Below are 12519 nucleotides of genomic sequence, written 5' to 3'. Positions count from 1 at the left end.
GCCCTTCCGCGCAAGGACCAAAGCCACGCCCGGACGGGCAGGCGCTCGCTAGCATCTAGCTTGCCGCCAAACCCCGGCCCGTATCCCCGCACCGTGGGCCCGTGGCGGCCGATCCCGTGAGGAGCACTCTGCGATGACCGATCCCGATGACGAGTCGATCCTGCTCTCGCCCGTGGTCCAGGCCCACATGAGCCGTTTGCGCAGCGCACTGGCCGGGATGGACGACGAGGAGCGTGATCGGCTGCTGATGGCGGAGGCGGAGCGGGTGTGCGAGGCGGTGGCTGCCGCCGATGCCGATCTCTCCGATGATCGTGCCGTCGCCCGGGCGATCCGTGGCGCGGATGCTCTCGACGAGGAGACCGAGGAGCCTGCGGCGAGCGTCCAGGAGGTGCCCCGCCACGCGCCGCAGAAGTTCGCTCTCATCGTCGGGATCGTGGCGCTGGTGTTCGCGGTGATCGTGCCGCTCGCGGGCCTGGCGCTGGGAGTCATCGGTGTCGCCACAGCATTCCGGCTGCCCCGCACCACATCAGGACGGGGCTACGTGCTCGCCGCTGGTGGCGCCAGCATCGCCGCGCTCATCGTGGGGGCGTGGCTGCTGCTGTCGTGACCGAGACCTTCGGCCGATGATCGGCCCACGGATGAGCTTCCTCGAGCTCGGCGGCCAGCGCGAGCAGCATCTCCTCCCCGCCCGGCGGGCCTACCCACTGCGCGCCCATCGGCAATCCGTTCGCCGTGCCATGCACCGGCACGGACATCGCCGGCGCCCCGGTCAGGTTTGCTAGCTGGGTGAATGGCACGACGGCGAGGCTGTCGCGGACATGATCGCGCCACACCTGGAGCGATGCCAATCGCTCCACGAGCCCGAGCCTCAGCAGGGGACGCACCGCGGCGGCGAGCGCGCGCGGGGTGTCGAGCTCCCCGATGCGCGGCGCGGGCCGGGCGACGGTGGGGGTCAGCAACAAGTCGAAGCGATCGTGGAACTCTGAGAGGGAGCGGGCGTACCCGTGCCAGCGATCATGGCTGGCATAGAATTCCGGCGCGGTCGTCGCCCGCCCCAGCGCGGCGAGCACGCGAGTATCGATCTCGAAATCGCTGTCCGTCGCGCCCCATGCCTGCTTCGCCTCATCGACCTGGCGCGCGGCATAGACGGAGAACAAGGTGATGAAGTCATCGGCGAGCGCGTGCCCGTCGATGGCGGGCGCTGCTTCCTCGACTGTGTGCCCGAGCTCCTCGCACCATCCTGCCGCCCGCTCCGTTGCCTCGACTGCCTCGGCCGAGACCTCGCTGCCGATCGGCGAGGCAACCGAGTATCCGATTCGCAGCCTGGGAGGACGCGCGCGCGTGGCCGCGATGAACCGGCCCGCCCGCGGACCATCGGCCAGAACATCGAGCATCAATGCGGAATCGCGCACCGACCGCGACACCACTCCGTTCACGCTTGCCCCGAACAGGTAGGACTCGTGCGCCGGTCCATCGGGAACCACGCCCCGGCCAGGCTTGAGGCCGAACAAGCCACAGAACGACGCGGGGATGCGGATCGACCCCCCGCCGTCGTTGGCCCCCGCTACCGGCACGACGCCCGCGGCCACAAGCGCTGCTGAGCCACCCGAGGATCCGCCAGGAGTGCGGCCCGGGTCCCACGGATTGCGGCACGGACCATGCGCGTGAGGCTCGGTGACGCCCTTGAGGCCGAACTCCGGCGTGCTGGTCTTGCCGAGAATGACCAGTCCCGCATCGAGCCAGCGCCGCACCACCTCGGCATGCTCCGGCGCGCGAGCGTCGTGCAAGGCCCGCGATCCGCAGCCCGACGGCAGGCCCGCGTAGTCCTGCATCAGATCCTTCAGGTAGAACGGCACTCCCGCGAACGGGCCAGCGAGCGGCTCCGCCACTCGTCGCCCCGTCTCCCCCAGCATCGGCCGGGCGATCGCGTTGAGCACCGGGTCGACCCGCTCGGCGCCCTCGATCGCGCACGCGAGCAGTTCCGACGCCGTGACCTGCCCATCCGTCACCAAGCGAGCCAAGCCAACGCCATCGTGCTCGCGATACTCATCAAGCCTCATCGCGTACCTCCCGTTGCTCGTCAACGATATGCCGCCGCGCGCGCACGCGTCTATGCTCGGCACCATGCCAGCTGAAACCCTCTACGACGATGGGCAAGTACGCCTCGACGACACGGGAATCACCATTCACCGCTACTACTTCCCCACCGGCGGCGACAAGCGCATCCCGTACTCGCGCATTGTCCGGTTCGGCACGCGTCGGCTCGGTTGGCTCAGCGGTCGCGCCCGCGCGTGGGGAACTCTGGGCACCAACACGTGGATGCCCTTCGAGGCTCGGCGCCGCCACAAGAAGACCGCCATCATCCTCGATACCGGCCAGGCCACCCGGCCCGTGATCACCCCGGACCGGCCGGATGAGGTGCTCGCGCTGCTGCGGGAGCGCGTCTCATGACCGCATCGGTTGACGCCACTACCCCGCAAACGCGATAGAAACCGGCCTGGGATCCGGGTTGCTTCTATCGCGTCTAGCGGTTTCTATCGCGTTTGGGGTCGGGCAGAGAGCGCCGCGCGGCTGGATTCCCCCGCGAAACCGAGCAGGCCCGACCGAGCCCCCACGTGGGTGAGAAACAGCTCGTGCATGGCCCTGGTGCAGGCGATGTAGAGCATTCCCCGGTCGATGTCGTTGGCGTAGTTGGCCTCGTCGGCGACGGGGACGATCACAGTGTCGAACTCGAGGCCCTTGGCGATGTGCGCGGAGGTGATGATGGCTCCCCCGGTGAAGGAGGCGCTGTTGTAGTCGAGCATCGTTAGCTCGATGTCGGCGTCGGCTAGCTCGCGATGCAGCGCCGCGGCCTGGGCGACGGTCTTGCAGATGATGCCGAGGGAACGGTATTCGCTGCGATGATGCTGGTCGATCAGGGCGCGGACCTGCGCTGCCTCGTCAAGCGGGTCGTCGCATTCGATGATCCGGGGTGGCTGGCCGTGCCGCTCGATGGGGATGAGCTTGTCGTTGCGGGAGATGTTCTGCGCGAACTCGGTGATCTCGGTGGTGGAGCGGTAGCTTTTGCACAGCTCGAGGCAGTCGGCGCCAGTGAAGATGCTGTGGATCGTGTCGAGCGAGGAGGAGCTGAACGGGTTGACCGACTGGTTGGCATCACCGAGGATGGTCATCTTGCAGGTGAACAGCTCGCGCAGCACGGCGTACTGGATGGGCGTGTAGTCCTGCATCTCGTCGACGAGCAGGTGGCGGATGTGGCTGTAGCTGTCCTGCTGGGTGGTCTTGATCATGGTGTAGATCAGCGGGAACACGTCGGAATGCTCGATGCGCTTGCGGCCGAGTGGCTTGAACATGCCGCGTGCGCGGTCGGCGTGCGCTGGATCCTTGTAGAACGCCTTGTAGAGGGCGAAGGGATCCTTGTGCGGGAACATGGCGCGCACCTGCTTGCGCACGGCGGTCGTGTCGGCCGAGGACCATTTGCCGCCGCCGTCGATCACCTCGTTCTTCAGCAGCTGCACCGCGGTGCTCGCGACACGGTCGAGGCGCGCGAACACGGGCAGGGTGCTCGATTCGGCATACATGTCGGCGACCCAGTCCTCGGAGAGCCGCTTGAGCTTCTGCTCGATCCCGGCCGGGACGAAGTCATTCTCGGCGCGGTCGGCGATCCAGCCGTCGAGCATGGTGACGAATTCCGGTGTGGCCTTGAAGCGGATGCGGCGGGCCACGGCCTCGTCGACGCCCTCGAGGAGGTTGACTACCTGCTCGCTGAACGTCTCGTAGCCGGTGATCTTCTCCAGGAAACGCCCGGCGATCCTGTCGAAGTCGATCTCCGAGATCCGTTCCTCGCCCAGCTCGGGCAGCACGTCAGCGATGTAGTCACCGAAAACCTTGTTGGGCGAGAGGATCATCACATTGTCCGACGAGAGCGTGTCCTTGAACCGATAGAGCAGGAACGCGACCCGGTGCAGCGCGATAGAGGTCTTGCCCGATCCCGCCACGCCCTGCAGGATCAGCACGTCCGCGGTCTCGTTGCGGATCACCGCGTTCTGCTCCCGCTGGATGGTCGCGACGATGTTCTTCATCTTGTCGTCGGCAGATTGCCCCAGCTCCCGCTGCAGGACGTCGTCGCCGATGTTCAGCGAGCTCTCGAACATGAACTCGAGCTCCCCGCCAGTGATCTTGTACTGGCGCTTGCCGGTGATCTCGCCGTCGATGGTGCCCTGTGGTGCCACGAATGATGCCGTGCCGGTCTCGAAGTCGTAGAACAAGCTCGATACGGGCGCGCGCCAGTCATGGATCAGCACTTCCTGGGTATCGCGGTCCAGGAAGTTGTGCACACCGATGTAGTAGGGATGGGCATCCGGATCATCGTCGGCGTGGAAGTCGACACGTCCGAAGTAGGGGGAATCGAGGAGCCTCTTGATGCGCTTGCGCGCCTTCACCGCCCGGTCACCGAGCGATACGGAGAGGTTTACCGACGTTCGCATATCGGCCTTTTCCGCGAAGTCCATATCGCGGAAGTTCGTCCACATCTCCTGCTTCTGGTCCTTGATGGTGCGCGCGGAGTCGTCGATGGTCCCACTCAGCCGCGCGAGCTCGTCCTGGAGCAGGCCCAGGATTTCCGAGAGGTGCTTGCGCTCGTGGCGCTCGTCCGGCGTGTTCACGTCGGTCAATGGGGTCTCCTGTTCGACTCGTGCAGGAAGAGTTGGTTCCGTGGCACTTTCTCGAGGTTCGTTTCCGAGGGGAGCCAGTGCTCCTGGCTCCAGAAATGGGGGTGGTAGCCGAGGGTCTTCATCATGAGCATCAGGTCCTCGGTGGTTGCGCCGTACTTGGCGAGGTGGCGGGATTCGATTTCCAGGAGGATCGCCGGGCGATCGCGGTCAATGGTCTGCCGGGCGCCTTTCAGCACACCCATCTCGGCGCCCTCGACATCAGCCTTGATGAACGAGATCCGTCGGCCGGGGAGGGCACGAGCGAGGGTGTCGATCGTGGTGACGGGCACCTGAATGGCCCGCGATCGCGTGAATTCACGGTTCGGCCCCGGATGCAGGGCTCCCCGCTTCAGGTATGCGCGCCCATGCACGGATATTCCTCGCCTGATCGGCACGCTGAGCGTCCCCTGGCCCGGACGCGAATGGAGTGCCGCATGATGCACGATCACATTCGTGCAGCCCAGCATTCGCGCTGTCCAGCCCAGCGTGCTGGCGAGTCCACGCTGCGGCTCGAAGCTGTGCACATGGCCCCCGGCGCCCACCAGGCTGGACAGGGTCCATGTATAGAGCCCGTATTCCGCCCCCACATCGATGCAGGTGTCCCCGCGCTCCACGAGGCATCGCAGGCCGCGGATCTCTGGCTCGATGAACGAGAGACGGTGGGAGGCATTCATCAACACAGCGGAAAGCGCCGCCAATCGCCGAGGATTCCGCGCGCGGGTGCTCGGGGGATCCTCAAGCATGGCGCACCGCGCTCGCGCCAGGTTCATCGGAGCGTCGCGCGTTGGCGACATGCTCGCCGAGCAATCCGGTCAGCTCCTCCGCGTACTCGAGCTGGACCCGCAGCCGGTCGACCGCATCCTGGGCACTGGACTTGAACTCGGCGAGGACTTCAGCGGCAGCGCGCCTCGCGCCTGCTCCGGCCTCGCTGCTCGCCAGGGAATCGAGCGCTGCGAGCAACTGGGCCATCTGCTCGAGGGTGAAGCCCAGCGGTTTCATGCGCCGGATCACGAGCAGCCGATCGATGTCGTCGCGGGAGTAGAGACGGAATCCGCCTTCGCTGCGAGCTGATGGGGTGACGAGCCCGACTTCCTCGTAGTGGCGCAATGTTCGGATCGACAGGCCGGTCAGTTCCGCGGCCCGACCGATCTGTACGTGCGCCGCGTTGTCATTGCCGATCACGTGGGTAGGTGCCCTTCCTGGTGAACGATGATGGACTCTACTCTAACGTAAGGGTAGAGTTAAGATGGTCACGGCGGTGGGAGACAACGCCAGCAGGGAGCACGCACATGCCATCTCCGCGCATCATCGCAACAGTCGCGCTCGCCGTCATGGCCAGCGCCTGCACCGGCCCCACCACATCCGTGCCCGCGCCTCCTAGCGCGATCCACAACACCTCCACCGAGGCGCATCACCCGCAACCATCGCGCGTCCAGAGCGCGGTGCTGCGTGGCTATGGCTCCATCTCGATCCTCGATCCGGGCGCGCGCCCGTCCGAGCCGAGGCGCATTGCTAGCCTTCCCCGCCTCTACGCCAGCGAATCAGGAATCCGCCTCCAGACCGGGACCCCGTACGGGCCGCATCACGTGGAAGCGCATTCCTACACCGAAGAGCCACGCCCCCACGATCCAGACTCGTGGGAGGAGGCGATCCACACGACCATCACCGCTGGCACGGACCTGCGCATCGAGGCCGGCGCCAGCACCGATCTCCCCGGCCTCGACCTGCCCCTCAGCCTCCAGGGACCAGGCGAGTACAACGTCCGGCTCTACGCCCGCGGCCGCGACGCCAACCCTGGACAGCTCGACAGCATCACCGAGGAGAAATACCTGATCCAGGTCTGGAGATCCTAGGTCCAGCGCCCCCCCGGAATGTGTCGGAGCATAGGCGTACAACATCATCATGATGAAGCGCTCACCCGGCCAGCAGGTGTTCCTCGGGGTGGGTTCGCCCTGGCTGTCGGCAATCACGGCAATGTCGAGTGGCACGGAAGGGTTGTCATGCTTCAACGTCCGCGGTGCTCCTCGTCCGGGGGACCTGCTGCTCACCGTGCTCGATACCCAGCCGCCAGTAGTGCTATGCATCAACCGCATCGATGTCGTCGATCATGATGGCTGGCCCGGGTCCGATGTCACCACCGGCGAGCGATGCCTGCTCCGTGAGCTTCCCGAGGTTTCTGCCATCGAAGCGGAATCCGGCTGCGCCCTAGACCTGGCCACGCAGGCCCCGCTCGGGGCAGAGGACGCTGATCATGTGCTCGCTGCGCTTGCCCCTTACACGGAGTTCCGCTTCGATCGCACGGTGCGGCATCCTTCGCGCGAGGTCGCCACCGCCCGCGCGGTGCTGGGTTCCTTCCCCGGCTGTGCCGGATGCCACAGGAAAGTCGACCACGCGACGATCAGCCTGGATGCGATCCTCCTACCGGAGTCCGGCACGGGAAACTGGGATGACCCTCGCACGTGGTATCCAGCCCTGCTCTGCGGTCCTTGCACGATCAGGTTCCGGTCCAGCGGGCGCAGCGATTTCGCCGAATACGTGTTTGCCGAGCAGCATCCAGGATGTCCGCGCTGCGGTGCCCGGCGAACCCGCGGCGTGGTGATCGGTTTTCCCGACTTTCAGTTTTTCCGGCACCCCTGGCTAGCTTTTCCTGGGTGCTGCGAGGAGGGCCCGGATCATTCATGGTCGTGCTCGGATTGCGACCACACCTGGTCCCGTGAGCTATGAGGGCGAACCTGAGCCCGGAAGCAATCCGAGGTTTCAACACCCCGCTGCGTGGGCATCCCATCCTAGCGGCGATTGCGGCGTGCCTGCCGGTTGCGCGGGCACCACCAAGGATTGGGGGGCCATGGCCGATCAGCTTTCCGAGAGCCACATCAGTGCTACAGCGGTAGCGGTGGCGTACTTCCGGCACGTCGAGTCGGGCCGCGCTGATGCGCTGATCAGCGACAAGCTCGCGTGGCCACTCGTCGAGGCCACAGGCCTGGGGCCGGATCTGCTCAGGCTCCCCGAGGAGAACGTGCGCCGGGTGATCGATGGCATCGCTGTGCGCACCCGGTACATCGATGAAGCCGTGGAGGATGCTGTCGCGGCCGGGATCCGCCAGATCGTCATCGTCGCTAGTGGGCTCGATGCGCGGGCGTTCCGCCTGGACCTGCCACCGGACACAACGGTTTTCGATATCGACCTGGAGCCGGTGCAGGAACTCAAGCGGATGGTGATCGAAGACCATCCCCGGGCAAAGCTGTGGCAGCCCGTGGTCGCGGATCTCAAGCAGGACTGGGTTGCCGCACTGCGTGAAGCCGCCTTCGATGCCTCCATTCCAGCTTTATGGATCTGCGAGGGAATTCTTTACTACCTGACCGAGGATGAGTCGGAACGCCTGATGAGGTCGATCACTGCCGCGTCGGTTCCGGGCAGCCGAATTTCCGGGGATCATCGCGGCAAAGGAACGTTGCTGCCTGGCCAGCATCAGGTGGTGGCCAAGCGCGTCGCCGATGCGGGCTACGAATTCCAGTCCATCGTCGATGACCCCACGATATGGCTGGCTGAGCACGGCTGGGCTAGCGACTCGGTCACAACGGTGCGGGAGCACGCTCTTCGGCATGGCCGTGACCTCGGCTATGACGAACAACGCGGCTCAGAGATCGGCTGGTTGTATACCGCGCATCGCTGATCGGCGCCGGCTGGCAGCTCCACAGCCCACTAGCAGCGTGGACCGCTGCGCTTCGTCGCAGCAGCGAGAAGCTTGCGAGCGCGGCGCGCCTGAATTCGCTGCCAGGCCAGATCCGCTTCGCTGACGCGCAACAGCCCAGCGATACCAAGGACAGCAACGATCAGCAGCACGGGCAGCCAGCCCGCCAGCCCGTTGACCAGCGCCAGGACAAGCACCACGCCCGCCAGGACAGGGATGGCGCGCCTGCGCGGCCCCGTCGCCACAGGCGCGCCGGAACCCCGGGATACGCCCACTCCTAGCGGCATGCGTCCACCCCCGATACCGTATCGTGCCTCGATCACTGCGCTCCCCTTCCCCGCCGCGGTTTGCCACGCGCCGGGCAATGCTCCATCCCCCGATAGTTACCTTCCACGCTACGCACGAGCCGTGTGAATATCCCGCGCGCTCGCTGTGGCGTTGCTGACGACAGCCACACGAAGGTGACGTGGCGCAACTTTCTGCACCGGTCTGCCCTGTTTCAGGCATGCGGAGCGGACCGTTCTGGCCCGGGGAGCCCGGACAGCCAGTCGAGCATCGCGAGATAATCGTCCGCGCCTCCCCGTCGGACAAGGTCAGCGCGAATGCCTTCCTGGTCGGCCATGGAACGTTGCGCGCTGACCTTCTCTTTCCGTTCGGCACGGGTGATAGCGATCTGGAATGGCACGATCGCCGGGCGGGCCCGCTCGTAGGACGCAAGCTCGGTGGGCCCGATCTTCGAGCGCAGCTGTGGATCAAAGACCGCTAGCGACGACAGGAGGCTGTCGACGGTTTCCGTGTCGTCCATGACCTGCGGCTCACCATGCAATGTCGCCGTGCAGTAGTTCCAGGTGGGCACGGCCGACGGGACGGCATAGCTCGCGGGACTCACATACGCGTGGGCGCCATCGATCAAGCACACAGTGACCGACGACTCGGCCCAGAGCTTCCAATGCGGATTCACGCGCGCGAAGTGCCCAGCCACGAAGTCGCTCCCATCGCGGTGCGCGTGGTAGAGCGGTACTCGGGAGGTCGCGACCCGACCGGATTCCAGGCTGGCCGTAACGATCTGGCAGAGCGGGTACTTCGCGAGCAATTCGCTCCAGCGCCAACGGGGACTCATGCCATTCCTCTCGCTCGTTCCGCCAGGCTGGTGGGCCTGGCCGGACCTGGAGAACAGTAGGCCCATCGACGTGGTCCTGACCAGTGAATATTCTGGACACGCCCGACTTATCCGCCTTGCGTGAATCGCGGCTTCGAGGCCTGGCCTGGACTCGCGGCGCCGAAGCCATGCCCCCTACCCAGTGTTGCGCAGCGCAGTAGCGAGACCGTTCATGGTCATGTGGATGGCGCGGCGCACGAGTGGGCTGTCGTCGCCGGATCGGTAGCGGCGCAGCAGTTCCACCTGCAAGTGGTTGAGCGGCTCGAGGTAGGGGAAGCGGTTGTGGACGGAGCGCTGGAGGGCTGGGTTGTCGCCGGCGAGGTCGTCGTAGCCGGTGATGGCTTTGTACATGGCGATGGTGCGGGCGTGCTCGTCGCGGAGCTTGCCGTAGACGAGGTCGCGGACGGCGGTGTCGGGGACGAGGCTGGCGTAGCGGGCGGCGAGGCCGACGTCGGACTTGGCGAGGACCATGGCCATGTTGGACAGCACGGAGTGGAAGAACGGCCAGCGGCGGTAGAGGTCGCTGAGCTCGGCGAGGCGCTCGTCGTTGTCGCCGACCCACTCGTGGAGGGCGGTGCCGGTGCCGTACCAGCCGGGCAGCATGACGCGGGACTGCGTCCACGACAGCACCCAGGGGATCGCGCGGAGGTCAGCCAGCGAGCTGGTTTGCTTGCGGCTCGAGGGGCGGCTGCCGATGTTGAGGGCGCCGATCTCGGCAAGCGGGGTCGAGGTGCGGAAGTACTCGAGGAAGCCAGGAGTGCGCTGCACGAGGTCGGTGTAGGCATCGCGGGAGCGGTCGGCGATCTCGTCAAGGATGGCGTAGGCGCGCTCGGCGTTGTCGCCGAGGCCTTCGACGTCGAGGAGGGTGGATTCGACGGTGGCGGCGAGCAGGCTCTCGAGGTTGCGGCGGGCCATTCCGGGCTCGGCGTACTTCGCGGAGATGACCTCGCCCTGCTCGGTGATGCGCAGTGAGCCGTTGACGGCGCCGGGGGGCTGGGCGAGGATGGCTTCGTAACTGGGTCCACCGCCGCGCCCGACGGTGCCTCCTCGTCCGTGAAAGAGGCGCAGCCGGATGCCGGTCTCCTGCGCTGCGGCGACGAGGTCGAGCTCGGCCCGGTAGAGGGCCCAGTTGGCGGTGAGGTAGCCGCCGTCCTTGTTGGAATCGGAGTAGCCGAGCATCACTTCGTGCCGGTCGCCCTGGGCTCGGACGAGCTCCCGGTAGCCGGGGACGTCGAGGGTGGCCCGTAGCGTCTCGGCTCCGTGGCGCAGGTCGTCGATGGTCTCGAACAGCGGCACCACGCGCACGGGGCTCGAGGGCGCGGTGTCAATGTTGCCGGGGTCGAGGATGCCAGCTTCCTTGAGCAGCACCGCGGCCTCGAGCATGTCGCTGACCGAGGAGCACATGCTGACGATGTAGTGCGGCACGGCATCGGCACCGAGATCGTCGATGGCGTGGGCGGCGGCGCGGATGATGCCGAGCTCACCGGTCGCGAGGTCGCTGAGGGTGGCGTCGGGGCGCAGCAGGGGCCTGCGGGTGCCCAGTTCGCGGGCGAGGATCGCGACCCGCTCGTCCTCGTCGAGGCTGGTGTAGTCGTCGTGGACTCCGGCCCAGGCGAGCAGTTCGGCGACGACCTTCTCGTGGGTGTCGGAGTTCTGCCGCATGTCGAGGCCGGAGAGGTGGAACCCGAAGGTGTGGACGGCCTCGATGAGCGTGGCAAGCCGGTCGTCGGCGAGGATGCCGTCGCTGTGGCCTCGCAGGGAGTCGCTGATCGCGGTGAGGTCGGCTTGCAGCTCGCCGGGCCGGATGTAGGGGTCGAGCCCCGCCTCACGAGCGGCAGGCGGAATCTCGTCGAGCACCCGCTGGGCCGTCGCGGTCAGTCGTCCCATGATGCCGTTGATCGCGCGGCGGTAGGGCTCGTCGGAGCGGAACGGGGACTCGTCGCCGGAGGCATCGGCGAGCGCGTTGACGGTATCGCTGACAGTGACGAGCCGATCGGACATCGATAGCTCCTGCTTGAGCTGCCCGAGCTCGGCGAGGTAGTAGCCGATAGCGGTGTAGGCGGCACGGCGCGTGGCGGTGCGCACCACCTCCGCGGTGACGTACGGGTTGCCGTCGCGGTCGCCGCCGATCCAGGAGCCGGTCCGCAGGATCGGTTCGGCGAGGAGCTCGCTGTTGGGCCAGCGGGAGCGCAGCTCGCGGCGGATCTCGGCATTGAGAGCGGGGATCACCTCGAACAGCGACATGTCGTAGTAGCGCAGGCCCACGTCGATCTCGGTCTCGAGGCGCGGGCGGGTGAGCCGGATGACGGCGGTCTGCCACAGCGTGAGCACCTGGCGGCGCAGCGCGAGATCGATGCGCTCGCGGTCGGTGTCGTCGACGTCGGGGCGGTGGCGCTCGCGCATGAGGCCGGTGATCCGCTTGATGGCTTCGAACACGGTGCGGCGCCGCGTCTCGGTGGGGTGGGCGGTGATGACGGGCGAGACGAGGGCTCCCTCGAGGCGCTCGGCCACGGTGCTCGTATCGAGGTTGGCGTTCTCGAGCTTGCGATACGTCGCGGCGAGGGTGCTGTCCTGCGGCTCCGCGCCCTCCCGGCGGTAGATGGCGCGGCGTCGCTCGCGGTGCAGGTCCTCGGCGAGGTTGGCGAGCAGCGAGAAGTGGCTGAACGCGCGGACCACCGGGATGGCGTCAGCGGTGTCGATGCCGTCGAACAGTGCCTCGAGCTCGCTGCGGTCGATCTCGGAGCGGCGCAGCCGGAAGGACTCGGTGCGGGCCTTCTCGACAAGGTCGAACACGCGGTCGCCGGATTGCTCGCGGACGATGTCGCCGAGGATCCCGCCGAGGACGCGGATGTCCTCGCGCAGGAGTTCCTCGTCCGCGTCGGTGCGCGGCGCTGCGGGGGTGTTCACGAGTTCGCTGGATGTGGGCACCATTCCCCCAGTATCGCTGCCTCGCTGCGGAT

General features: G+C 66.8%; 12 protein-coding genes. 5 read left to right on the top strand and 7 right to left on the bottom strand.

What is annotated here, in order from left to right:
* Nucleotides 1-133 precede the first annotated feature (133 nt).
* Nucleotides 134-607 carry a hypothetical protein gene (locus FXO18_RS01315; protein WP_149359268.1) on the top strand — a complete coding sequence of 158 codons (474 nt, stop codon included), beginning with the start codon at nt 134-136 and terminating at the stop codon, nt 605-607.
* Here FXO18_RS01315 and FXO18_RS01310 read toward each other — a convergent pair.
* Nucleotides 576-2060, bottom strand: a complete 1485-nt coding sequence (locus FXO18_RS01310; RefSeq protein ID WP_149359267.1) for an amidase — start codon at nt 2058-2060, stop codon at nt 576-578. The two genes, FXO18_RS01315 and FXO18_RS01310, sit on opposite strands and share 32 nt — an antisense overlap.
* A 64-nt stretch (nt 2061-2124) precedes the next feature.
* On the opposite strand from FXO18_RS01310, the gene FXO18_RS01305 reads away from it, so the two are divergent.
* Entirely contained in the window at nt 2125-2451 is a 327-nt protein-coding gene (locus FXO18_RS01305; RefSeq protein WP_149359266.1) for a PH domain-containing protein, read from the top strand.
* Between the two features lie 83 nt (nt 2452-2534).
* On the opposite strand, the gene FXO18_RS01300 is transcribed toward FXO18_RS01305, so the two are convergent.
* The 3 genes from FXO18_RS01300 to FXO18_RS01290 all read right to left on the bottom strand — a co-directional run bounded on the left by FXO18_RS01300 (nt 2535) and on the right by FXO18_RS01290 (nt 5888).
* On the bottom strand, nt 2535-4661 hold the full coding sequence (locus FXO18_RS01300; RefSeq protein ID WP_235900465.1) for a HelD family protein: 2127 nt from the start codon (nt 4659-4661) through the stop codon (nt 2535-2537).
* 5 nt (nt 4662-4666) lie between these two features.
* Nucleotides 4667-5383 carry an FkbM family methyltransferase gene (locus FXO18_RS01295; RefSeq protein ID WP_187774125.1) on the bottom strand — a complete coding sequence of 239 codons (717 nt, stop codon included), beginning with the start codon at nt 5381-5383 and terminating at the stop codon, nt 4667-4669.
* 61 nt (nt 5384-5444) lie between these two features.
* Complete coding sequence (locus FXO18_RS01290) at nt 5445-5888, bottom strand: MerR family transcriptional regulator (RefSeq protein ID WP_149360035.1); 444 nt, start codon at nt 5886-5888, stop codon at nt 5445-5447.
* Nucleotides 5889-5998: 110 nt separating this feature from the next.
* On the opposite strand from FXO18_RS01290, the gene FXO18_RS01285 reads away from it, so the two are divergent.
* The 3 genes from FXO18_RS01285 (at nt 5999) to FXO18_RS01275 (ending at nt 8382) form a co-directional block, all read left to right on the top strand.
* On the top strand, nt 5999-6562 hold the full coding sequence (locus FXO18_RS01285; protein WP_149359263.1) for a hypothetical protein: 564 nt from the start codon (nt 5999-6001) through the stop codon (nt 6560-6562).
* A 49-nt stretch (nt 6563-6611) separates the two neighbouring features.
* Nucleotides 6612-7433 (top strand): hypothetical protein, encoded by an 822-nt coding sequence (locus FXO18_RS01280; protein ID WP_149359262.1) that lies wholly within the window; start codon nt 6612-6614, stop codon nt 7431-7433.
* A gap of 121 nt (nt 7434-7554) precedes the next feature.
* Nucleotides 7555-8382 carry an SAM-dependent methyltransferase gene (locus FXO18_RS01275; RefSeq protein WP_149359261.1) on the top strand — a complete coding sequence of 276 codons (828 nt, stop codon included), beginning with the start codon at nt 7555-7557 and terminating at the stop codon, nt 8380-8382.
* Between the two features lie 29 nt (nt 8383-8411).
* Here FXO18_RS01275 and FXO18_RS01270 read toward each other — a convergent pair whose 3' ends face one another.
* The 3 genes from FXO18_RS01270 to ppc form a co-directional block, all read right to left on the bottom strand.
* On the bottom strand, nt 8412-8600 hold the full coding sequence (locus tag FXO18_RS01270) for a hypothetical protein (RefSeq protein WP_149359260.1): 189 nt from the start codon (nt 8598-8600) through the stop codon (nt 8412-8414).
* Between the two features lie 299 nt (nt 8601-8899).
* Nucleotides 8900-9520, bottom strand: a complete 621-nt coding sequence (locus FXO18_RS01265) for an FMN-binding negative transcriptional regulator (protein WP_187774124.1) — start codon at nt 9518-9520, stop codon at nt 8900-8902.
* Nucleotides 9521-9694: 174 nt separating this feature from the next.
* Complete coding sequence (gene ppc, locus FXO18_RS01260) at nt 9695-12490, bottom strand: phosphoenolpyruvate carboxylase (RefSeq protein WP_149359258.1); 2796 nt, start codon at nt 12488-12490, stop codon at nt 9695-9697.
* Between the last annotated feature and the right edge of the window lie 29 nt (nt 12491-12519).

Origin of the sequence: Lolliginicoccus suaedae (assembly GCF_008312885.1) — a bacterium.
In the GTDB taxonomy this organism is placed as follows: domain Bacteria; phylum Actinomycetota; class Actinomycetes; order Mycobacteriales; family Mycobacteriaceae; genus Lolliginicoccus; species Lolliginicoccus suaedae.
The sequence above is the reverse complement of the archived record's forward strand: the minus strand, read 5'-3'. Positions and strand labels throughout refer to the sequence as shown.

Coding starts and splice junctions, on each gene's coding strand:
- FXO18_RS01315 (WP_149359268.1), top strand. CDS start 134: ATGACCGATCCCGATGACGAGTCGATCCTGCTCTCGCCCGTGGTCCAG.
- FXO18_RS01310 (WP_149359267.1), bottom strand. CDS start 2,060: ATGAGGCTTGATGAGTATCGCGAGCACGATGGCGTTGGCTTGGCTCGC.
- FXO18_RS01305 (WP_149359266.1), top strand. CDS start 2,125: ATGCCAGCTGAAACCCTCTACGACGATGGGCAAGTACGCCTCGACGAC.
- FXO18_RS01295 (WP_187774125.1), bottom strand. CDS start 5,383: ATGAATGCCTCCCACCGTCTCTCGTTCATCGAGCCAGAGATCCGCGGC.
- FXO18_RS01285 (WP_149359263.1), top strand. CDS start 5,999: ATGCCATCTCCGCGCATCATCGCAACAGTCGCGCTCGCCGTCATGGCC.
- FXO18_RS01280 (WP_149359262.1), top strand. CDS start 6,612: ATGATGAAGCGCTCACCCGGCCAGCAGGTGTTCCTCGGGGTGGGTTCG.
- FXO18_RS01275 (WP_149359261.1), top strand. CDS start 7,555: ATGGCCGATCAGCTTTCCGAGAGCCACATCAGTGCTACAGCGGTAGCG.
- FXO18_RS01265 (WP_187774124.1), bottom strand. CDS start 9,520: ATGAGTCCCCGTTGGCGCTGGAGCGAATTGCTCGCGAAGTACCCGCTC.
- ppc (WP_149359258.1), bottom strand. CDS start 12,490: ATGGTGCCCACATCCAGCGAACTCGTGAACACCCCCGCAGCGCCGCGC.